This is a genomic window from Flavobacterium sp. PLA-DH12, assembly GCF_059511845.1.
Map to the genome: position 1 here is coordinate 207,485 of NZ_JCAMPD010000004.1, position 21,872 is coordinate 229,356.

The window sequence follows — 21,872 nt, forward strand, 5'->3', positions numbered from 1 at the left end:
TTTGAGATTCCGCTCCAGAATAGCTACCTTAGCGGCGAGAAGAAAACACAAACAGCAGCAGACCCTAAAAACATATGGGACCCGAACAGCATATCAGACTCTCACAGCTCAACGACCAGATCCAGGACACGATCAATTCGCGTTTCAGGGGACAGACGTACTGGGTGGTGGCTGATATCACCAACCATTCCTTCAAGGCCGACAAGAAGATCCATTATTTCGAGCTGGTGGAGAAATCAGAGACAAGCAGCGTGATCACGGCCAAGATACTGGGCAAGAGCTGGGGAGCCGGAGCACTGAAGATCCTTGATTTTGAAACCACAACCGGACAGCGCTTCACCAACAACCTGCATGTGCTGGTGCAGGTGAGCGTGGACTACCATCCGCTGTACGGCCTTTCGGTGAACCTTCTGGATATCGACAGCAATTTCATGCTTGGCATTCTGGAGCAGCAGCGCAATGCGACCCTTGCAAGGCTTGTAAAAGAAAATGATTTCATACGCAAAGAAGGCGAGGGGTATTCCACGCTCAACAGCCGTCTGAAGCTGCCTATTGTCATCCAGAGGGTTGCGGTGATCTCGTCGAGCAGTTCTGCCGGAAACGAGGATTTCCGCCACACGATGCAGCACAACGATTTCGGGTATGTTTTTCAGATCGATGACTACCATACCGTTGTCCAGGGGGACAATAACGCCAAACTGTTCCTAAACAAGCTTATCCAGGTCTACAATACGGGGATTCCCTATGATGCCGTTGTCATTGCAAGAGGAGGCGGGTCGCAGTCGGATTTCCTGATTTTTGACAACTACAATATCGGAAGGGCGGTCGCCAAGTTCCCCATTCCAGTGATAACCGGAATCGGGCACCAGAAGAATGTGAGCATTACAGACCTTATGGCGCATACCCATACCAAAACCCCGACCAAGGCGGCGGAGTTCATCATAGCGCACAACCGCAGTTTCGAGCAGCACATACTCTCCCTGCAAAGGACCATAGCCATCAAATCCCAGCAGCTTTTCCTCGGGCATTACAAGGAACTCACCGAGATCAAAAATCTGGTCAGCCATAATGCAAGGGAATTGATTGGCGCGCAGAAAGAAGGGCTTATGCTGCAAAAGCAGCATATTTTGCAGGCTAGCCGAAACCTGCTGGCAGAAGAAAAGCAGCACCTGCTGCTGACTGCGCAAAAAACGCTGCAAAGGCCGCAGCGCATCATCCAGCAGGAAAACAGCAATCTTCAGCATCTAAAAGCGAACCTGAAGATCTTTACCAGCCAGTATCTGCGCAGCCGCACACTGCAATTGGAGGACCACCAGAAAACCATAAAACTGCTGTCCCCACAGAATGTGCTGAAAAGAGGGTATGCCGTGATACGGAGAAACAGCAAAATTGCAAACGGGGCAGAGGACATACAAGAAGGAGAGGAAATAGAAATAGTATTAAAAGATGCCATACTGAAAAGTACGGTCAACGAAAAAAGAGAATATGATGGAAAACACACTGACTTATGAGGCGGCGGCCAAAGAGCTGGCCCTGATTGCAAAAGAAATGGAAGATGAGGCCATTTCCGTGGACGAGCTTGCCGCCAAAGTAAAAAGGGCATCCGAACTCATCGAGTTCTGCCAGGCCAAGCTTAAATCCACCGAGGCTGAAGTGGCCAAAATCATCAGCGGCATGGAGAACCCAAAGGAGTAAAATATACACCCAGACACTAAAAAGGCATTTTCCGGCGTTATAGCAACAGATATAAGCCGATCAAGCGCCTGCAGACACCTATTCTGCGGAAACGATACAAGCCAAAAATACATACAAAAGCCCAGTGTTTACATAAAAAAACACCGGGCTTTTGCATTGTTAACGGATGAAACAAAAAAGCAAAAACAAAAAACTAAAAAAATAGATTTAGAAACATAAAATGGCAATCCTCAGGTTTCTTACAGCTTCCACCATTTTTTTGTATCCTTTTTGTCTTTTCCAGCATTTTCATTCGGCTCCTGCGTCTGGTCCGCATCAAAAACAGAATCAGACGGCAGGTCCATATTGTCCCGGGCTTCCGATGCAGAATCGTTTCCAAAAGGGTCCGGCGCTGTCTTCAAATGCTCTGCAAGCTCCAGAAGTTCCTTCAGGCCCTCAGAATCCCCATTGTGATCCCCGGTTTCTTCGGAAAAAGCCGTGAGATGCCTGAAGCCGAAATCGATGGGCTTTACTTTTCCGATATCGAAAAAATCCACCAGATATTCTTTTTTCTCCAGATTTACCGCCTGTATTCTTCCTTTGTTCCAGACGGGGTGCATGACGATGTCCCCTTCCCTGAAAGAGGTGTTTTCCAAAGACTGGGCAGTGCCCAGACTGTTTTTGCTGTTTTCTATGATCTGCTGGGAGAGCACCCCTTTTCGGACATAGAATTCCTCCTTGATTTCAAAAAGAAACCTTGATGGATATTTATTGAGTCCCGTGGTAAAATTAAAGCCTTCCGAATCGGTCATATAGAAGCGTTTTTCGGCGCGCGTGACGGCCACATACATTAGCCTTCTTTCTTCTTCAATAGCACGGGCCCTTCTTTCCTTGACCGACAGCGCGCTTGGCAGCACGCCTTCTGTGAAGCCGCACAGGAATACATACGGGAATTCAAGCCCTTTGGAAATGTGGATGGTCATCAATTTGACCTTGTCCTGATTGTCGGTATCGGCATCCAGATCGGTATACAGCGATACTTCCTGCAGGTATTCGATAATGTCCACAGGAGCATTGTTTTCCTTTTCGAGCAGGAGCATCGAATTTACAAGCTCCTTGATGTTCTCCAGCCTGTCCTCGTCGCCGTCTTTACGGTAGAGCTCGGAAAGTCCGCTTTTATCGAGTATAATCTTCACAAGGTCCGATATGGATTTTGTCTTGGCTGTTTCGCGCAGTTCTGCAATCAGCTCCAGAAATTCAACAGCGCCTTTTTTTGCCAGTTCCTTGTCGGTGATATTGTTTTGCAGCGCCTGCAGGAGCGATAGGTTCTGTTCGCCTGCCAGAAGGCTGAGCCTTTCAAGGAATTTTTTGCCCAGCCCCCTTGAAGGATGGTTGTGCATGCGCAGGAAAGAGAAATTGTCCCCCTGTACAATGAGCCTTAAAAGGGAGAGCACGTCCTTGATCTCTTTTCTTTCAAAGAAACGGATGCCCCCAAAAATGGAGTAGGGAATATTGTCCTTGATAAGGGCCTGCTCAATATTTCTGGAAAGATGATTGGAGCGGTACAGTATCGTGATGTCCGAGTAGGAGGCCTGCTCGGCCTGCAGTATCTCCTTGATTTCAGCGGCTATCCACCGGCTTTCCTCAAAGTCATTCTTTCCGTGAAAGTGCACCACTTCAAAACCTTCAGGCTTGTCGGTTATCATATCCTTGTCCACCCTTACCGTATTGTTCTTGATAATGTGGTTCCCTATCTTCAGTATGTTCGGCGTAGAGCGGTAATTACGGTTCATGATAATGGTCTGCGTATCTGGGAACATGCTGTCAAATTCCACCAGATATTCGGGCTTGGCACCGCGCCACTCATAGATGGTCTGGTCGGGATCCCCGACAAGGAAAAGGTTCTGGTGCAGTCGCGAGAGCATTTCCACCAGATGGAACTGGTTCTCGGAGCTGTCCTGCGCCTCATCCACCTGGATGTAATGCAGGTTTTCCTGCCATTTCAAGAGCACATTGGGATTGTTGTCCAGAATAAAGGCCGTAAAATGGATCAGATCGTCAAAATCCAGGGCATAGTTGCGTTTTAGCTTGTCGAGGTAAATCTGGAAGATGCGGCTGGAGAGCGAATCGCTCTGGTCGGGCTCAAAGCCTTTGTTTTCAAGGATGTAGCCCAGGTAATTTGAAGTGCTTTTCTGCTTGGATATAAAGCGCAGCACCTGTTTGAAGGTCAGGTGTTTGGAATTGATCTGCAGCTCGTTGAAAATATCGCGCAGTATGCTTTTCTGGTCTTCGGCGTCCAGTATGATAAAGTTCTTCGGGTAATGTATCTTGTTGATTTCCTCGCGCAGGAACCTTACGCAGAATCCGTGATAGGTGGTGATGAAAGCCAGGTCATAGGTATCGCCGATGAGCGCCTTGACACGTCTTTTCATTTCCTGGGCGGCCTTGTTGGTAAAGGTTACGCAGAGTATGTTGGAGGAGTTTATCCCAAGCCTGTCCACAATGTAGGCAAAGCGGGAGGTAAGGGCTTTTGTTTTCCCGGATCCCGCACCCGCAATAACACGCACGTATCCTTCTGTGGTTTTCACGGCCTGGAGCTGGCTGGGATTAAGGTTTTCTAGAATCGGGTCGTTCATTTTCTGCAGCAATAATTTTTTGGCCACTTTTATTTCAAAACAGGCAGACCAATGCCTGTAATGCAAATTTAGGCAATTATTTCCAAGCTGTACGGCACACTGTCGCGCAATTATAATTTTGGATAAAACCTACTTGCAACCTGTTGTAAAATATTTTATATAAAGGGTTTTATATGACGCTATCTAAACTGTCTGTTTATTATACACAGCAAACTACAGAAAGGGAAGAGGGAGAGGTCAGACAAAATAAAAATCCTGAAGGGAACCTGCAGCGCATAAGGCCGGCAGATTCTCTTCAAGATCTTATTTCATGCTTAAGATTCCCAATCGTTACAATCTTGTTTTCTTATACTGTTTACAAGCGATCTGTGCTGTTTATTTATCATCAGCCTGATCTGATTCATAAAATAGTCTTATAACCGTCACAGGGCATAAAAACCACCTTAATCTAATCTAAATGGCAACCAAAATTCAAGGAATCAATTATCCTCATCGTCATCCTCAACGGCTTTTTCTTCGTCAAGGGTTCTTCTGTCAGCATCTGGATCACGCTCATCCGGACGGGGATTGTGATGTTCTGAATCTTCGCTGTGGATTCCGGTGGCATCATTTTCGTGCTGGTTGATTGCCGGATCTTTTTTCTCCATAAGTTCTGAATTTATGGAATCGTCTGCTGCATGATAGGTACGTTCATCCTGATCGCAGCTATCGTGATTTTCTCTAGACATAATCTTCTGTTTTAGTATTATATTAAAATTTAGAAAGTATTCAATAATTTGATTTATAATGTTGATTTTTTATTCTTCATTTAAAGTTTTAATATGGATAATTAAAGAAAAAATAAAACTATAAATCCGTGAATACTGGTTTTTAAAAGCTTAAAGCTTTGATAATTTTGAAGGGTCTGTCGCCTCTTCAATGCTTTTCCCTTCGGGATTATGGTGATCATCATCATGCCACGGGCCGTCTTTGAGGCGGACCGCTTCCGAGGCGCTTTCCCTTGAAGGGGGATTCTCGCTGATATGCTCCACAACTTCTTCTACCGTTGTCCCTGCCGCCCTTACGGCATCTTTTAAGATCTCTTCAGGCACATTGAGCTTTTCTGCCCACTCCTGTATTTCGTTTTGATTGGAGATATCGATATGGGCATTTTCCTCTTGCCCTGTTCTGTTTATATTTTCCATGATTCCTAATTTTAATGGTTTATCCAAAGTTACCTTGAGTAAATTCAAAGCTGTTATATTATAAAACAGGAATATTATAGGATTGCTATGATTTTCAATGAATTACAATCGCCATATAAACCACTGGATCAAGGGCGATAGGCATGAAAGAATAAGGCCCCATAAATCAAAAACAATAAAACAATAAAAAAAACTTAGGTTTCCCTGAGCTGTCGAAAAGTAAGATTGATCCTTGGCAGGACAGGACGGGCGGTCTTGGGCACCTGATGTTCCCAATAGGTATTGGTATGGCCTGCCATGAGCAGAAAGGTGCCATGGTGCAGCGGAATTTCTATCGGCGCAATATGTTTGAGCGTTTTATGGCGCAGGCGGAACAGGCGCGTTTCCCCGAAAGTCACGGAAGCTATGTTCATGTCCTTGTTGCTCGATGAAGTCTTGTCGCTGTGCCATCCCACGCCATCGGTGCCATCCCTGTAAAGGTTGAGCAGCACGGCGTTAAAGTTTATGCGGGTTTCCTTTTCCACACGCTCCCTGATCTGGAGCAGCTCCAAAGGCCAGTCGGGGTTGGATCTGCGTTCGGGCCTGCCCGAATCCCCGTACCATGAGATCATGCGGGGAGCCGTGACCACCTTGTCATACATCGGCATTTCATATTCCCTCCACTGGGTGCCATGATATAAGACATTGTAATAATGATCGGACTGGGCTTTGCTGAAAAAATTATCAATCAGCAGCAGGTCGGCATCGGGGACGTCAAATATTCTTCTGCCGCCATTACCCGATGAAAAAATTTCGGTGTCATCAAAAAGCATCATCTCTTTATTTTTTTAGTTCATATTAGACTGCCGCCGTAAAGCCAAAAAACAGCCTGTCAATTGCTCATTTTAAGCCTTGGAATATTGATTTCATGTTCCTGCGGATAGGGCGCGCGATGGGTCATGCTCACATCTTCGCGTATTTTCTGCTGCGTTCTGTATTTCCAGTCGTTCTCATGCTCATAGCGTGGATCCGGGATAAAGGGCATCTTGGCCATCTTGGTGACCGTTATGGTCGGGAAATGGTAATCCACCTCAACACTGCCCAAGAGCAGGTAGCATCCGCCTCCCTGAAAAGGATACGACGCCAGGCTGTCGGTAAAATGCGCCGTATCAAAAAGCTGCCCTTCAGCATCTATCCAGGTCCCGAAATACATGGCGCCCATCTTTGTGGGCACATGCTTGCGAGAGATCAGATAGGCCAGCATACGCACCTGTTTTTTATGATGGTCCAAAAGGTCCTTTGCCATCACATTGCCCCTAAAAGGGGTCTGCAGCAGGTCAAAAGGGGAGCAGGAGACCGGAAAGCCCAGAAGCTCGATCTCATCAAAGGCATCTTCAAAAGCGGAGCGCTCCAGCTCTGGCAATACAAATTCCTTAACAGGCTCCTGAAGCAGCATCGGGGTGCGGTTCTCAGGTCTAAAGTTCACAAGGATCAGACGGGCAATGACCAGCAGCTGGTTTTTTGTTTTTCCTGTGAAGCGGAATGCGCCGATGAAAATCAGGATCTGTATGGCCTCAATGCCGATGGGTATGCGGTTGATGAAATCCTCCAGTGATCTGTAAAGCCCGTTTCTTTCGCGTTCCTGCTGGATCAGAAGGGCTGTTTTGGATTCAAGGCTCTGCAGGTGCATGAAACCCAGATATACATCAGATCCGTACAGCGTAGTTTCAAACTCGCTTTTGTTCACGCAGGGATTGTGCACTGCGGCCCCCGACATCTTCGCCTCATGCACATACACCTCCGTGCGGTAGAAACCGCCCTGATTGTTGATCACCGCCACCATAAACTCGATGGGATAATGCACCTTCAGATACAGGCTCTGGTAGCTTTCCACGGCATAGGAGGCTGAGTGCGCCTTGCAGAACGAATAGCCGGCAAAGGACTCGATCTGACGGTATATTTCCTGGCTCAGCGCCATGGGATGCCCCTGCGCGGCGCAGGATGCAAAGAAGTTGTCCTTTACCTTCTGCAGCGCCGCTTTGGAACGCCCTTTTCCCGACATGGCACGGCGCAGGATATCCCCGTCGGCGGCCGGAAGCCCGCCGTAATGCAGGGCAATTTTGATCACATCTTCCTGATAGACCATAATGCCGTAGGTTTCCCCGAGCTGCTGCTCGAACACCGGATGGAAATATTCAAACTTGTCTGGATGATTGTGCCTGAAGATGTATTCCTTCATCATTCCCGACTGTGCCACCCCGGGACGTATAATGGAGGAGGCAGCCACAAGGGTTTTATAGTTGTCGCATTTCAGGCGGCGCAGCAGGCCCCGCATGGCAGGGCTTTCGATATAAAAACAGCCTATGGTCTTTCCCATCGAAAGATAGCTGTTGCAGCTTTTCTCATCCTTTGAAATGGTGGTGTCACGAATATTGAGCCGCAGTCCGCGGTTTTTCTCAATGAGCTTAACGCTGTCATCAATATGCCCGATTCCGCGCTGGCTCAGGATATCAAACTTTTCAAGGCCGATATCTTCGGCCGTATGCATATCAAAAAGCACTATGGGAAAGCCCTTGGGAGGCATCTCCAGCACGGAATAATTGGTGATGGGCTCTTCGGAAATCAGGATCCCGCAGGAGTGCATGCTTCTCTGGTTGGGGTATTTCTCCAGCATCATTCCATAGCGCTGCACCTCTCGGACCACTTCATTTGTCGGATGCAGGGTCATCGGGTTTTTGGCGAGCGCATCAAGCTCTTCCTTTGGAAGCCCGAAAACCTTGCCGACCTCACGGAATATGGAGCGGTATTTGAACTCTACATTGGTGCCGCAGAAAGCCACATGCTCACAGCCGTAACGGGAAAAGATATATTCCAGGATCACGTCGCGCTCCTTCCAGCTCCAGTCGATATCAAAATCCGGAGGGCTCTTGCGGTTCAGGTTCAGAAAACGCTCAAAGTACAGGTCGAGTTCCAGAGGACAGATATCGGTGATGCCAAGACAGTAGGCGATGATGCTGTTGGCGCCGCTTCCTCTCCCTATATGCAGAAACCCCTGTGAGTTGCTGAAACGGATGATATCCCATGTGATTAAGAAATAACCGCTGAATTCCAGCTGGTCAATTACCTTGAGCTCCCGGAACATTCTTGATTTTGCCTCCGCGTTATTTTTCCCATAGCGCCATTCCAGCCCCTGCTGGGCAAGGGTGGTCAGAAGCTGCAAGTCGTCCTTTTTGTTATTGGTGTAGTATTTCTTGTTTTTCGGCGTTTTGAAATCAAACTTAAAATCGCACTGCCCAATAATCATTTCCGTATTGGAAATGATCTGCGGATAGTCTTCATAACATTTTAGGATCCTCTCCATATCCACCATAACCTCCGTCTGCCTGCAGTAATACGATTCAGAAAGGCGCGAAAGGATCACATTCAGGTCAACGGCCCGCAGTATCTTATGCAGCTTGTATTCCGTTTTGGTGCGGAAGGTAACAGGCTGGAGCACAACCATCTTGTCTATTCTGGTCTTCCAGCTGCTCAGCACCAGCGCCTGTCGCTGTTCGGGGCGCAGGCCGATGAATTCATGTTTCTTTAGAACAGCTGGCACATTCTCCAAGGGATAGATCACAAAAACATTTTCAAAGTCGGGAGCAGACAAAGGAAGCGGGGTATTCTCAAAATTATGGCGGGTCAGAAAGCGGTTCATCTCGGCAAGTCCTGCCGCATTTTTCGCCAGCCCGATATAGCGCAGTTCATGTTCTGAGCGGAATTCCATCCCGACAACAGGCTTGATGCCTGCAGCCTGGCATCCCTTGATAAAGTCATAGATTCCTGTCACGGTATTAATGTCAGTGAGTGCCATAGCCTTGACACCCAAGGCCGCAGCCTTGGATATCAGGTCTTCCAGCGGTATGGTGCCATAACGAAGGGAGTGGAAGGAATGGCAGTTGAGATACATGATTTATTTTTTGCGTTTTAGAATTTCATTTTTGGTATTGGGTTTGAAGGAGGCTCCTGCGCAGCGCATCACCGCATCAAAGCCGTAGCGGTTTTTCATCCGGTCCATGGCCTGATAGAGCGCCAGCATTTCTTCGGTATCATTGAAGAGGTCAATCTGGTAGGTCCCCCGAACCAGTCCGCTGAAACGCACCCCGATCAGACGCAGCCGCATGCGGCGCTGGTAGAGCCTGTCAAAAAGATCCATTGCGGTCTGGGTCAGGATATGGTCAGCCGAAGTATACTGGACCCTGCACTGCTTGGTTTCGGTATCAAAATTGGCATACCTGATCTTGACCGTTACGGTCGAAGTGAGCCACTGTTCGGAGCGCAGCTGATAGGAAAGCTTCTCGACCATCCCAAGGATAACCCTTCCCAGTTTATCGATATCAATGGTATCCTGGGAAAAAGTATGTTCGGTGGAGATCGACTTTCTTTCCGTATAGGGCTCCACGGGATTGTTGTCAATGCCATTTGCTTTTTTCCAGAGTTCGATGCCGTTCTGTCCGATCATGCGCTGCAGCGCTTCGGCAGGCATTTCCGATAGGGTCTTGATGGTGCGTATCCCGATGCGGGAGAGCAGCTGGAAGGTCTTGTCGCCTACCATCGGTATTTTGCGCACCGAGAGCGGGTTCAAGAAAGACTGCACAAGATGCTCGGGGATCTCCAGGTTCTGCTTCTGTTTTCCTTCACCGGTTCCGATCTTCGATACCGTTTTATTGACTGAAAGGGCAAAGGTGAGGGGAAGCCCGGTTTCCTTTGTGATGCGCTGTGCGAGCTCATCGGTCCATTTGTAGCTTCCGTAGAATTTGTCCATTCCGGTGATGTCCAGATAGAACTCATCAATGGAGGCTTTCTCCACCACAGGGGCTTTCTCCTGAATGATTTCGGTCACATCATGGGAGAGCCTTGAATAGAGTTCCATATCGCCTTTCATGACTTTGGCCTGCGGACAGAGCCTGAGCGCCATCTGGATCGGCATGGCCGAGCGCACCCCGAAACGGCGTGCCTCATACGAGCAGGAAGCCACAACGCCGCGCTCACCCCCGCCGATAATGAGCGGAATGCCGTTAAGCTCAGAATTGGCAAGCCTTTCGCAGGAGACAAAAAATGTGTTCATGTCGATGTGTACAATTGCCCGGTTCATAATCTTGATCATTTTATACAAACCAAAATTAGTACAGGTAATAACAATTTTTAAAAATTAAATGTTCTAAATAATAACAAAATTCAAAAATCCTTATTTTTCAGGATCTCTGAAATCGTGCTTTTTTTGCGTTTTTCCGCTTTATTCAGAATTTACGCAAAGGGAGGGCAGTTTTAGTCCGGCGCTGGCATCGGGGAAGAATGCCGGGATGAAATTTATGTTAAGGCAGGTGTCGGACTGCGTTATATTTTGATTATTTTGGAGGTATCTGGAGGATTTGCAGCGCTTTTTCTAAAAATTAGCCGTATATTTGCTTTTCACCATACATCTTAAGACATAATTCTATCGTTTGCCTATTTGCAGAGCCTTATTGATTCTTTAAGTATAACTCTTGCAGATTACCAAGGCCCTGCCTTGGACTGCCCTAAATGTGAAAGCGATGGCACATCAGAATACCCATAAAATTATTTATCACGCAGATGACGATGAGGATGACAGGCTGCTGTTTTTAGATGCCCTCGAGGATTTAAGCCTTCCTGCTGTCGTCCAGGGCGCGAGCGACGGGCAGGAACTGCTCCATACGCTTGACAAGAACAAGGACCGCCTGCCTGATATGATTTTTCTGGACATCAATATGCCCATCAAGAACGGATTTGACTGCCTTGCGGAAATCCGAAGCAGGGAAGATGCCCTGAAAGAAGTAAAGATCATTATGCTCTCCACAAGCAATAACGCTGATAATATCGAGCTCTGCCATAAGCTCGGCGCTGATTTCTATGCCGTGAAGCCAAGCACTTTTCAGGGACTGAAAGACCTGCTCCAGAAAGTATTTGAAATGGATTGGAGCAGCATCCAAAAAAACAGCAACAGATTCCTGCTAGCCTAAGCAATATATCCGCATTATGCCTAGAAAACAAAAACTTTATCGTTCGGAAAATCACAGATCAATATGAGAATCCATTGCATCCAAAGTTTAACCTATTTCCGGCCTCTTTTTTGATTCGCTAAAGCAAATAAAGAAAAATGGAGAATTCCTGGTATCCTTAAAAATTTCTGCACTCAGAAAATTCATTATGGCATCATTCGATAAAATTCGAATTATGATAAATGGAAAGGTAAAGCTGTAAATGTTTCTCTGCCTTGCGTAATAATTTTGCGCTTATTCAAATAATTAAAATATCATATCATGAAAACGCACGAAAAGAAAAGAACGAGTGAAATAGAAAAAGCGCAGGATTCAGTAAAAAGAAAAAGCATGATCATCAATGCAATGGTTTTTTCGATACTTTCTTTTATAGCAGTCCTGCTGATTACCCAAATTGCCTAAAAGCATTTCCCTGCCGCTTTACAAAACTGAAAAAATATATTTAAGGCTCTGTCTTCTGTTCTTCAGGAGCGGTTCGCTTGATCAGTAGATAAAAATCTTTAAGATGCCACCAGGCAGGGCACATTTCCAAAGGGCCGTTGAAAGTCCTTATCCCTGTATAGCAGCTTTTTAAAAAAAGCTGGGAATCGGTAATCTTTGCCCATGGCTTCCAATCCACCTCCATAGGAGGAGGCGTATTGTCAAAATATCGTTTAATTTCTTCGGGATTCATAAGGCAAAATTAGCCAAAAAGCAGAAGTCTGTCAAGACCTAAAGCCTTAGAAGGACCGTAATATCTTAGCTCTTTCAGTTTCAATTTTCTGCATCAGACTGAGCATCATAGAATTGTCAATCTGTTTTGCAAAGGCTGCTTTTTAAATCTTTCACCATTGGTTCCTACTTATTGTTTGTTTCGGTATACAGTTTCGAACCTAAAGCCGTAAAGCATTGATTTTGCTGTGTTTCTTGTTTTCAAAAACACCGTGTGCCACGATTTTGCCACAAAATTTAGGTTGATAGTCTTCAGTATATTTAACTTACTATTTTGGAGGGAAGAAATTAATTATCTAACCATTTATTAAACATTATTTATATTATTATTGCATTTGCATCTTAGAAATATGCATTGAAAATTCTCTGGAGGTACTTTTAAAAATTTGTCCTCTTCAAGAAAGGGATAATTGGGTTGTTTTTTTATCCGTTAACATTATATTTTACAGTCGCGGATTACAAATCTACGTGATCGCTTAAGCAAATTCATGAAAAATTATTTTTTACTGCGCAAAATCACTGCGTACTAAAGAAGTATTTTTGAGTAATTAATACCTAAATAGATAATTACTGATTCTAATCAAAAACAAAGCGCCAGTTATGGAAAAAAATGTTGTAAAAATAAAATCCAACAATAATGAAATTAATTTGTATTGTTTTCTTGGCGAAGCTGTATTGAAAACCCAAATGGTTGAACAGGCGTTGAGTTATTCAATTACTCTTAAAATGAATCCCGCAGAAACAAAAGAACAAGCAGATGAATGTTTAAAACAATACCAGAGTTATACTTTAGGCCAGGCTATTAAAATTGCAATTAAAGAGGAACTATATAATTTGTCATTGCAAAATGACTTAAATGCTTTTTTAAAGCAAAGGAATTGGCTGGTTCACAAAGTTATCATTGGAAATGAAGAAAATTTCAATGCCGGAAACATAAAAGAGGAATTGTTTCATAAAATTAAAGATATTTCCGATAAAGCAGAAAGTATTCTACGTGTAATACATTATGATTTGTTAGACTTTTGTTCTTCTAAAGGTAAAGATATGCCAGAAATCCACGCATTATTAAAATTAGAAGAACAAGGGATAAGAATTCGAAAGTAGATAAAAAAAGGACTCTCTGGCGTGAGCGTCATGCTCGCGAACAAGGCAGGCTATTCAAAATCAAGTATACAAAAAAAAACTACAGATTTTTCTGAATTTTTTTGTTCCAGTAGCGGAAAAAAAACTTGAAGAATGTTTTTTGCTGATGGTCTTAGAATATTGCAGTAAAGCTTTCTTTTAATAATGTTTTCTAATTATGATTTTGTCCAGTGACAGTAAAATGGATTGCCTTGGGCATTTATTTAAATAGGCAGGCTATTTAAAAGTCAGTTAGTTACTTAGGGGTGGATTTTTTCTTTCAGATTGTTCTTCAATTTTTGAAGTTTTTTATTTTGATTCTAGCCGGCAGTCGATGTCACTGCATATGAATTAGCTACAATTACGGAAAACCATAAAATTTAGTAATCAGCTTTCTTTATGTTTGTCTGAAAACTAACTATTTACCTGCTGTTAATTATGAAACACTAAAGCTGCGTGAAGAACCGGGAAATTATTTGACTTTACTTAATTTTTATAAAAAATAAAATTATACATATGAGATTTATTGATACGATTGATATTAAGAAATGGGCCGACTCCGTAGACTGCAAGTACAATCTGCCTCATTTAGTCAGAAAACTGATTTTAGCAACAATAGATAAAAAAAGCATAAAGAATATTCATTTTCCATACGGAGAAGAAGTATATACAGGCGGATTTGATGGAGAGCTTTCAACGGATACCTCGAATGTTTTTGTCCCCTCAGGAGACAGCATCTGGGAATTTGGAACAACGGACAACAAAAAGGGCAAAGCCGATGAGGATTATGAAAAAAGGAAAAGTAATCCTCTTGGTAAAGATCCTGCTGTTACAACATATGTAAATATAAATGCAAAAAAATACCGCGATAAAGGCGGTTGGGCAGCTGAAAAGAAATTAGACGGATTTTGGAAGGATGTTGTATATATTGATGCGGTAGATATCGAACAATGGCTGGAACTTGCCCCGAGCGTTGAACTGTGGCTGGCAGAAAAATTAAGAAAACCGACTTTAGGCATTTATACCATAGATCAGTATTGGAAGCTCTGGAGTGAAAGCGGTTCCCTTAAAATCGTACCTGAAATATTGCTTGGAGAAAGCCGCAAAAACGAAGCTGAAACAGTGAAGGCGTTTTTGGCAGGGGAAGAGAAAGTACTGTATATAAAATCCATTACCACTGATGAAGCGGCAGCGTTTCCTCTGGCAGTAATACTACAGCAGGATGATATCCTAAGTTTGAAAACTGTAGTCATAGATAATAGGGACTCCTTTCATAGGTTTATCCAGACTGATGAGCAGCTGGTGATAATTGCAAAGTTTAAGCTGGAAGGCATGGAACTGCGTGAGGCAGCTGAGAAAGGACATAAAATAATTGTTCCGATAAGTCTTTCGGAAGAGGTCAATAAACCTGAAAAAATCCAGCTCTCCATCGTATCGCGTGAAAGTTTCGAAGCAGGGTTAAGAAAAATGGGTATAGACCATGAACAGGCAGATATTCTTATGAAAAGCTCGGGACGCAATATATCCGTTTTAAAAAGACTGCTGAAATTCGATCAGGGCACCAGACCAAAATATACAGAAAGCATAGAATCCAGGGATATTATGCCGATGCTACTTCTTAATCGTTTTTCAGAAGATTTTGACGGGGATAAACAGATTGTTGAAAAATTGACAGGTAAAAGCTTTACAGAATATAATCAGTTCCTAAAGGTCTTGGCCACACTGGAAGATTCTCCTGTATATTATATAAACGGCATTTGGAGACTTGTTTCTCCTACAGATACATGGCTCTATTTTGCAAAATATGCAACTGCTGATGATTTTGCAAATTTTCAGCAGGCCTGCCTTGAAGTGTTAAGCGAAGTGCTTTATAAATACTCTCTGCCAGCAGGTGAGCGCGGACAAATATTTCAGACTCGCGGAAACAGGACAAAGTTTTCGCCGAATCTCCGTGAAGGGCTATGCGAAACACTTGTTGCCATTGCAGTCTTTGGAGAAAGTTACGGAATAAATTCCATACCGGACGTTACATCATATGCTTATGGTATTTGCCAGAGTTTATTCGAGATGGACATTGTGGTATGGCGCTCGATGTCAACTAATTTAATGCTGCTGGCGGAAGCATCGCCATCAGTTTTTTTAAGAAATCTGGAAAGGATTATAAAAGACAAATCCGTTTTGGGCTTCTTCGAAGAGGAAAAAGGTTTTATGCATGCATCAAACGATCTGGCTCCTCTGTTGTGGTGCCTGGATATTACTGCCTGGTTTCCGGAGCATCTGATGAGGGTCTCAAATGCATTGTGCGAATTGGTCATAATGTCCCCTTCTAAGCTGCCGACTACAAACACGCCGTTCAATAGTCTCCAAAACATATACAGGGCATGGTATCCCCAGACAAATACGAATGCTGAAGACAGAATAAAGATATTGGAAATCCTGATCAAAAGATATCCTGATCAGCTGTATTCCCTGCTTTATAATCTAGTGGACAGTAAGCATGACACCGCATTTCATACTCCTCGTCCAAAATGGAGGCTTTTCTCCGAACTTAGGCAGATACAGGTCAGCCAGCGCGAAGTGTCTTTCATCCGGGCGTTCTGTCTTAACAAGATTGTTGAAATGTCTGAAGGCGGCATCAATAGGATTTTAGCCCTGATAAATCTATTGGATGATATGGAATGGGACAGGATAGATCAGGCATTACAAGCCATAGAGACAGCCTTATCGCTTGAGGCCGAACAAAAGAAACTGATCTTTCACCACTTTCGAAAATTGATAGGAAACCATAGAACTCATCAGACCGCCCACTGGGCGCTTCCTGCAGTTATAACCGACAAGCTGGAACAAACGGCATTGAAATTCCAGGCTGAGGTCGATGTATTGAATGATTCCTATCTTTTTGAGGAAAACTTTCCGCAGTTTATGTCGGGCAGGCAGAATGCCGATTATACAAAGCATGGGGAAGAAATCGCAGCTAAAAGGCTTGAGTTTGTGGAAAGTGTTATAGAGAAATATGGTATCCCGAAAATCTTTGAATTGGCCTGCACATTGGAATATCCATATCTATACGGCCATGTTCTTGGTTTATCAGATAAGATTGGCTCAGGGGACAGGCTCTATATCTGTCAGAAGATTGAAAGTGAGGAAGTAAAGGTATTGGCGGTTGTACAGGCCTTTATAAAAATTTCAGAAGGCAGAAACGGTTTGGCGCCTCAAATTGATATATTGAAAGAACTGATGGATTCCGGCCTTTCGGTGCAGGGGACTGTTAATTTCCTTGATTCCATGCGAGAAAGGGTCGAGTTGTGGAAATTTATAGAAGAGATGAAAAATGAAGATGTCCAGAAGCTGTATTGGGAGATACAGCAGGGGTTTATCTATACAGAAGATAAAGACGAACTGTTCTTTGCCCTTGACAAGCTGACGTACTATGGCAAGAGTATTACCATGATAAATACATTGGCATGGGCCGCTTATTCTCTGAGGGAAGCACTGACATCTGAAGAAATATTAAGCGCGCTTGAAAGGGTTTCTATCGCCGAGTACCGAGATTCATCACAATTTGAACATGATTACTTTAGAAACCTTTTGGATCTGCTGTATTCGAAAGAAGACTACGATCTGGAAAGGGCCGCTAAAATGGAGATGAAATTTATTTTTGTTTTCACTGGAGGCAGTTCCTATGCTCCTAAACCTAAAAACCTATATAAGCTGATGTCGCAAAATCCTGAGGAGTACTTTGGACTTTTAAGCCAGGTTTACCTTCCTGATGATGATGAATTCAGGGAAGCTGAATTGCAGCAAAATGAGCACGGTCCTGTATCTCAGGAAATCGTGAGGGCCGCATGGGAAATTTTGGACTCGTTTAATGTAATACCTTCGCAGACTGCCGGCGGTTCTTTAAATTTGGAGATTTTGAGGAATTGGGTGACGCAGGTACGGGAACTGGCTGAGAAAAGTTACAGGCTGAAGAGTGCCGATAACCAATTAGGCAAGCTGTTTGCCAAGCCTCCAATCAAGATGGAGGAAGGAACCGGCTATCCTGTTGAAATTTATGATATTATTGAAGAAGTCGGAACCGATGATATTATATTGTCATTTAGGATCCAGATTTCAAATAATTTAGGATTCACAAGCAGGGGTGCGTTTGAGGGTAGCAATATAGAAAGGTTCAGAGCAGGATATTTCGACTCTTTGTTTGAAGAAACGAAAATCACCCATCCAAACGTTTCATTAATCTTCAAGGAGCTGGCAGACCATTACAGGTCAGATGCGAAAAGGGCGGACGAAAGCGCCTTGTTGAGAAGCCTATAGAACATTTTGGCAGTTAAAGCTTATGGAAATTTCTTGTCTAAAAGGCCAGTACTTGTATAAAACTGTTTAAAATGTGAGGATATAAGCGGTACTAAATTATGGTGCATTATGCTGCTGTTTTTTTTAATAATATTTTAAAATAATGAAAGTTCCCATAGTTTTTTGTGGAATGAAATTGTGAAAATCTTAAAAGGAAAAGCCTGCCCATTGCAGGCTTTTTCGATTGATTTAAATGTGAAATTTTCCTTCTGCTGCTAAGCCAAAAGGAAATTTCTTCTTTGTCCCAAAAAAAAACAGCCCTGCAGATGAAGGCAGGACTGATGCTTTAATAAGTAAGTGATTTTATCGGGCAGGTTTTATTCGGTGCTTTCGGCTTGAGTTTCCGTAACTGTTTCATTCGGGGAAGCATCCGCAATAGTTTCTGCGGTGGCTTGTTCTGCAGCAGTCTGTTCCATATTCTGTTCACCTAAAGGGGGTTGCTGAGAAGTTTTTTTCATCAGAATATAAAAATCTCTCAGATGCCACCATGCTGGACATCTATCCACGGGGCCGTTGAAGTTTCTGATGGTGCTGTAGCAGCTCCTCAGAAAAACCTGAGTATCGGTGATATTTGCCCATTCAGTCAGTCTTATTTCCTTAGGCGGGGGATTGTTCTCAAAATAGCGTTTTATCTCTTCGTGGTTCATGGGGCAAAATTACTAAAAAACGGCTGTCCTGTCAAGGGATGCAGTGCTTTTGTATCAGGATGTTTTTGGCTTCAAACAGTAGATAATGGCTTTCAGGTTTTAAAGCGGCGGGTATTTTGAAGTTTGAAAAATGTTTTTTAGGAGCTATTCCCGCTATCCGCTCCAATCTTCTGCGCCGAACACCGGCGCAGAAGGATTTCCACTGCTATCGGGGCTAAAAGTAGAATCCGTTTTCCTTGATTTTGCCGCAAAATTTGAATTACTGAATAGGTATAAAAAACTGATTTAATTTTTGCGGCCCTAAAAATAGCAGTTCCACTTTTAAACAAGTCAAAATAAGTATTGATTAATATGAGTTAATAATAAGTGTTAAAGCGGTGTAAACTTAATGTTTGTGCTGTTTTTTAATCGTTTTTAACTGTAAACTCTTATATTAGCTTTAGAAATTAACTAACCGACTATAATTGTTATGGATAAAGAAAATGCATTTCTGCACCATGAGATATATCCCAATGCAGCTGCTATCTTCAGTGTCGATATTAAACCCATTGAAGAGATCAAAGATGACTGCATCTTTATTATAGATACCAATGTACTGCTTCTCCCGTATGCGACTTCAAGTTCGGGATTTGGGGAAATAAAAAAGGCATTCTCTAAACTGATTGCAAAGGGCCAGCTGCTGATTCCTGCGCAGACCGCCAGGGAATTTGCAAAGAACAGGCCGGAGCATATCAAAACGCTGTTTCAGCATCTCATTACGTTAAAGAGCAAGATCAGCAAGCCGGTGATGCCGCAATATCCGCTGCTGGAATCCCTTGCGGAATACAAGGAGGCGTTGGAGTTTGAAAAGCAGATCCAGGAGCAGCAGAAGAAGTATTCCAAAAAAATAGATGAGATTCTGGAGAGGATCAGGCAATGGCGCTGGGATGATCCGGTAAGCGTCGTCTACAAGGAACTATTCAAGCCGGAATTCATTCAGGAGCTAAGCATATCGCAGGACGAGATACTGAAGGACCTGGAAAGAAGGAACAAGCACAGTATTCCTCCAGGCTTCAAAGATAAAAAAAAAGACGATTATGGCGTGGGCGATCTGATAATCTGGAAGACGATATTGGAGGTGGCGAAAACTAGAAACAGGGATATTGTATTTGTCTCTGGCGATGAGAAGAATGACTGGTTCTACAGAAGCGACAGCCAGTCTCTCTATCCCAGGTTTGAACTTATAACCGAGTTTAAGAACCATACCGACGATAAGACGCTGCACATCATTAAATTGTCAAAACTTCTGGATCTTTTAGGCGCCGCAGAAGAAGCAGTTTCCGAAGTCCAGATAAAGGAATTAGAAATGGATCTTGATGGGGATGTGTTTCCTCTAGTATTGGAAGGTTCTCAGGCAGAGGATGCGGTCTTCGAGTGGCTTAGGGAAACTGAAGGCGACAAGCTGATAGTCAGAAGCAGCCGATTCCCGGATTTTCTCATTGAGGATGATGATTCGAGAGAAGGGGTAGAAGTTCTTTCAACGGCCAACATGTCTAGGTTCAAAGTGAAGGATAGGATAAGGGAACGTATGAAAAAAGCAAGAGTGGTGATGAAAATAAAAAAAATGGATCGCTTTAGGCTCGTAATAGTAGCTCCGACATATGCTTCCGTAGATAATCTAAGGAGGAGTATAATAGAAGATTTGGATGAAAGCGAGACAGCAATTGTCCAAGTTGTATATGGAGTAGTTACAGATAAAGGACGATTTGCGAAGGTGGTCTGATTAAAAAAAAATAAAATGGCATTAAAAACAAAAGGCGCCTGAATATTTTAGGCGCCTTTTCCTTTTTTTTTACTCATTATTCTTTAGGACTTAAAATATTTAAGTTGAATGAAATTATGTGCTGTTGTAAGATGAGTTTTTTTAACTATTTAATGGAATAAATTTAAAAATGTTCTATTATTGGCAAGCGCCTGCTTCAAAACTCCTTCATAATGATTTCTTCCAAATGAATGAAAATGATTTTCTGCTTCTTGCATTAAATCCTGTTGTATCAGTGAAGGATTATTTTTATAGACATTCTTATTTTTAAAGGCATTTACTGTTCGCTCGTAAATATTTCCTGTTTTATCTTTATATTTCTTGAGGAGCTTAATTCGGGAAATAGACCAATTTTTTGCTTCAGTCGAGCAACAATTTTAATAAAAAAAAATAAGAACAGGAAATTCAAATATAATGAAATTTTAAATCATTTTAGAGATGGTTTTACTTTTGCAATTGTAAAGCCTGGTCTTTCAGAAAGTACTTTTTCTCCTAAATCAAATTATATTCTCGCGGCTGGTGATGATTAATTAGTTTGAGATGCCTGCCGGCTGCATTAATAGTTTCATAGATATATTTTTGTTAACCCTCTACATTGTATTATTTCGATGTTTAAGTTTAATTTTAAAACTATATCAGAACCTGCCTTTTAAACGAGAAAATAAATGACGCTTTTTTGATTTCTATTTTTTTTTGGGACGCAGTTTATATAGCCGTATTCATTTAAATCCTTTATGCACCTGTGATACGTGGCAGGACCGGTTGTATTATTTTAGGTTTAATGTTGTTTTTCAGGAGCTTTTTCCCGCTATCCGCTGCAATCTTCTGCGCCGAACCCCGGCACAGAAGGATTTCCGCTTCTATCGGGGCTAAAAAGTTAAATAGGACAATTTGGAATAAACCAATTTTTTGCTTCAGCCGGGCAGCAGTTATATTAAAAAAAATAACGGCAGGAAATTCAAATATCATGAAATTTTCAATCATTTTAGAGCTGGTTTTACTTTTGCAGCCGCAGAGCCGGGTCTTTCGGAAAGTGTTTCTTCTCCTAGAACTAGTTCGCAGCTTATAGAGCCGTATTCATTTAATTAAGCTGTTTTTTTAAAGAGAATTCAAAGATTTTTTAAAATTATTTATTGTAAAAGAAAGCAGTTAGGTAGTTATTTGGATTATAAAAAAACAAAAGAATAGTTTTATAATTTGCATCTTTTTATATGATTTTGATAAAAATATTTACTAAATGATTCATTTCAAAAAATGTAGAAAAATGCTTATCTTTAGAACCATCTAAAAAAACATTTATTATGATTAAGTTTTGGTCAATTACAATTTTAATATTTATTATTTCAACTTATATAATTGCGAAATTCACGTTAAAATCTTATAGAAATGAAACGGGTGAAAGAATTTGGAGATATGGTTATGGGAGATCAACTTATTGGCGTGTTCTTACCTTGTGTAGTATTGCAATAACAATTGCAACAATGTTTATACTGTATTGGGTAGGAGTTCCAATTGTTTAAAACCATGATTTATTAGACATATTTTTTTCAAAAGTAATCAAGCAGATTTGTAATCATGCCCACAAAGCAATCTCAAAACATGTAAATAACCAAAAAAGCTTCAGATTTCTCTGAAGCTTTTTGTCTGTGTAGCGGGAACAGGACTCGAACCTGTTAAACCATAAAAAAGAAATAGAACAAAAAAGC

At 42.7% G+C, this 21,872-nt stretch carries 16 protein-coding genes; 7 read left to right on the plus strand and 9 right to left on the minus strand.

Annotation, left to right across the window (positions count from 1 at the left end):
- The first annotated feature begins 74 nt into the window (after positions 1–74).
- Positions 75–1,511 (plus strand): exodeoxyribonuclease VII large subunit, encoded by a 1,437-nt coding sequence (gene xseA / locus AC5ZCW_RS09610; RefSeq protein ID WP_496119381.1) that lies wholly within the window; start codon positions 75–77, stop codon positions 1,509–1,511.
- Positions 1,486–1,695 carry an exodeoxyribonuclease VII small subunit gene (xseB, locus tag AC5ZCW_RS09615; protein WP_496119383.1) on the plus strand — a complete coding sequence of 70 codons (210 nt, stop codon included), beginning with the start codon at positions 1,486–1,488 and terminating at the stop codon, positions 1,693–1,695. Before xseA ends, xseB begins: the two co-directional genes overlap by 26 nt.
- Before the next feature lie 239 nt (positions 1,696–1,934).
- Here the strand turns inward: xseB and AC5ZCW_RS09620 are convergent, their stop codons facing one another.
- From AC5ZCW_RS09620 to dinB, 6 genes are all read right to left on the minus strand, one after another.
- Positions 1,935–4,337 (minus strand): ATP-dependent helicase, encoded by a 2,403-nt coding sequence (locus AC5ZCW_RS09620; protein ID WP_496119385.1) that lies wholly within the window; start codon positions 4,335–4,337, stop codon positions 1,935–1,937.
- A 452-nt stretch (positions 4,338–4,789) separates the two neighbouring features.
- Positions 4,790–5,038 carry a hypothetical protein gene (locus tag AC5ZCW_RS09625; RefSeq protein ID WP_496119387.1) on the minus strand — a complete coding sequence of 83 codons (249 nt, stop codon included), beginning with the start codon at positions 5,036–5,038 and terminating at the stop codon, positions 4,790–4,792.
- A 150-nt stretch (positions 5,039–5,188) separates the two neighbouring features.
- Positions 5,189–5,494, minus strand: coding sequence for a DUF3606 domain-containing protein (locus AC5ZCW_RS09630; RefSeq protein WP_496119389.1), 306 nt, complete (start codon positions 5,492–5,494; stop codon positions 5,189–5,191).
- A gap of 194 nt (positions 5,495–5,688) precedes the next feature.
- Positions 5,689–6,309 carry an alpha-ketoglutarate-dependent dioxygenase AlkB family protein gene (locus AC5ZCW_RS09635; RefSeq protein ID WP_496119391.1) on the minus strand — a complete coding sequence of 207 codons (621 nt, stop codon included), beginning with the start codon at positions 6,307–6,309 and terminating at the stop codon, positions 5,689–5,691.
- A gap of 56 nt (positions 6,310–6,365) precedes the next feature.
- Complete coding sequence (locus tag AC5ZCW_RS09640; protein ID WP_496119393.1) at positions 6,366–9,422, minus strand: DNA polymerase III subunit alpha; 3,057 nt, start codon at positions 9,420–9,422, stop codon at positions 6,366–6,368.
- Positions 9,423–9,425: 3 nt separating this feature from the next.
- Positions 9,426–10,607, minus strand: coding sequence for a DNA polymerase IV (gene dinB / locus AC5ZCW_RS09645; RefSeq protein WP_496119730.1), 1,182 nt, complete (start codon positions 10,605–10,607; stop codon positions 9,426–9,428).
- Between the two features lie 439 nt (positions 10,608–11,046).
- On the opposite strand from dinB, the gene AC5ZCW_RS09650 reads away from it, so the two are divergent.
- Together AC5ZCW_RS09650 and AC5ZCW_RS09655 are read left to right on the plus strand one after the other, a co-directional pair.
- Positions 11,047–11,493 (plus strand): response regulator, encoded by a 447-nt coding sequence (locus tag AC5ZCW_RS09650; protein ID WP_496119395.1) that lies wholly within the window; start codon positions 11,047–11,049, stop codon positions 11,491–11,493.
- A 300-nt stretch (positions 11,494–11,793) separates the two neighbouring features.
- Positions 11,794–11,934 (plus strand): hypothetical protein, encoded by a 141-nt coding sequence (locus AC5ZCW_RS09655; RefSeq protein WP_433831343.1) that lies wholly within the window; start codon positions 11,794–11,796, stop codon positions 11,932–11,934.
- A gap of 40 nt (positions 11,935–11,974) precedes the next feature.
- On the opposite strand, the gene AC5ZCW_RS09660 is transcribed toward AC5ZCW_RS09655, so the two are convergent.
- A complete protein-coding gene (locus tag AC5ZCW_RS09660; RefSeq protein ID WP_433831341.1) occupies positions 11,975–12,205 on the minus strand; it encodes a DUF6965 family protein in 231 nt (76 codons plus the stop codon).
- A 638-nt stretch (positions 12,206–12,843) separates the two neighbouring features.
- Between AC5ZCW_RS09660 and AC5ZCW_RS09665 the strand changes: the two genes are divergently transcribed.
- Positions 12,844–13,347 carry a hypothetical protein gene (locus AC5ZCW_RS09665; RefSeq protein ID WP_492445321.1) on the plus strand — a complete coding sequence of 168 codons (504 nt, stop codon included), beginning with the start codon at positions 12,844–12,846 and terminating at the stop codon, positions 13,345–13,347.
- A 534-nt stretch (positions 13,348–13,881) separates the two neighbouring features.
- Positions 13,882–17,679: a hypothetical protein gene (locus tag AC5ZCW_RS09670; protein ID WP_496119397.1), complete on the plus strand. Its 3,798-nt coding sequence runs from the start codon at positions 13,882–13,884 to the stop codon at positions 17,677–17,679.
- A 356-nt stretch (positions 17,680–18,035) separates the two neighbouring features.
- Here the strand turns inward: AC5ZCW_RS09670 and AC5ZCW_RS09675 are convergent, their stop codons facing one another.
- Positions 18,036–18,365: a DUF6965 family protein gene (locus tag AC5ZCW_RS09675; RefSeq protein ID WP_496119399.1), complete on the minus strand. Its 330-nt coding sequence runs from the start codon at positions 18,363–18,365 to the stop codon at positions 18,036–18,038.
- Positions 18,366–18,834: 469 nt separating this feature from the next.
- Here AC5ZCW_RS09675 and AC5ZCW_RS09680 point away from each other — a divergent pair, with 469 nt between their 5' ends.
- Complete coding sequence (locus AC5ZCW_RS09680) at positions 18,835–20,127, plus strand: PIN domain-containing protein (RefSeq protein WP_496119401.1); 1,293 nt, start codon at positions 18,835–18,837, stop codon at positions 20,125–20,127.
- A gap of 771 nt (positions 20,128–20,898) precedes the next feature.
- Here the strand turns inward: AC5ZCW_RS09680 and AC5ZCW_RS09685 are convergent.
- The gene (locus AC5ZCW_RS09685; protein WP_496119403.1) at positions 20,899–21,150 is read right to left on the minus strand and encodes a hypothetical protein; all 252 of its coding nucleotides are present in this window, start codon (positions 21,148–21,150) and stop codon (positions 20,899–20,901) included.
- Between the last annotated feature and the right edge of the window lie 722 nt (positions 21,151–21,872).

What these genes read in the sequence shown, in the direction of transcription:
- AC5ZCW_RS09665 (WP_492445321.1), top strand. Translation starts at nt 12,844, where the DNA reads ATGGAAAAAAATGTTGTAAAAATAAAATCCAACAATAATGAAATTAAT.
- AC5ZCW_RS09635 (WP_496119391.1), bottom strand. Translation starts at nt 6,309, where the DNA reads ATGATGCTTTTTGATGACACCGAAATTTTTTCATCGGGTAATGGCGGC.
- AC5ZCW_RS09685 (WP_496119403.1), bottom strand. Translation starts at nt 21,150, where the DNA reads ATGATTGAAAATTTCATGATATTTGAATTTCCTGCCGTTATTTTTTTT.
- xseB (WP_496119383.1), top strand. Translation starts at nt 1,486, where the DNA reads ATGATGGAAAACACACTGACTTATGAGGCGGCGGCCAAAGAGCTGGCC.
- AC5ZCW_RS09680 (WP_496119401.1), top strand. Translation starts at nt 18,835, where the DNA reads ATGGATAAAGAAAATGCATTTCTGCACCATGAGATATATCCCAATGCA.
- AC5ZCW_RS09640 (WP_496119393.1), bottom strand. Translation starts at nt 9,422, where the DNA reads ATGTATCTCAACTGCCATTCCTTCCACTCCCTTCGTTATGGCACCATA.
- AC5ZCW_RS09660 (WP_433831341.1), bottom strand. Translation starts at nt 12,205, where the DNA reads ATGAATCCCGAAGAAATTAAACGATATTTTGACAATACGCCTCCTCCT.
- AC5ZCW_RS09670 (WP_496119397.1), top strand. Translation starts at nt 13,882, where the DNA reads ATGAGATTTATTGATACGATTGATATTAAGAAATGGGCCGACTCCGTA.
- AC5ZCW_RS09655 (WP_433831343.1), top strand. Translation starts at nt 11,794, where the DNA reads ATGAAAACGCACGAAAAGAAAAGAACGAGTGAAATAGAAAAAGCGCAG.
- AC5ZCW_RS09675 (WP_496119399.1), bottom strand. Translation starts at nt 18,365, where the DNA reads ATGAACCACGAAGAGATAAAACGCTATTTTGAGAACAATCCCCCGCCT.
- dinB (WP_496119730.1), bottom strand. Translation starts at nt 10,607, where the DNA reads ATGAACCGGGCAATTGTACACATCGACATGAACACATTTTTTGTCTCC.
- AC5ZCW_RS09650 (WP_496119395.1), top strand. Translation starts at nt 11,047, where the DNA reads ATGGCACATCAGAATACCCATAAAATTATTTATCACGCAGATGACGAT.
- xseA (WP_496119381.1), top strand. Translation starts at nt 75, where the DNA reads ATGGGACCCGAACAGCATATCAGACTCTCACAGCTCAACGACCAGATC.
- AC5ZCW_RS09625 (WP_496119387.1), bottom strand. Translation starts at nt 5,038, where the DNA reads ATGTCTAGAGAAAATCACGATAGCTGCGATCAGGATGAACGTACCTAT.
- AC5ZCW_RS09630 (WP_496119389.1), bottom strand. Translation starts at nt 5,494, where the DNA reads ATGGAAAATATAAACAGAACAGGGCAAGAGGAAAATGCCCATATCGAT.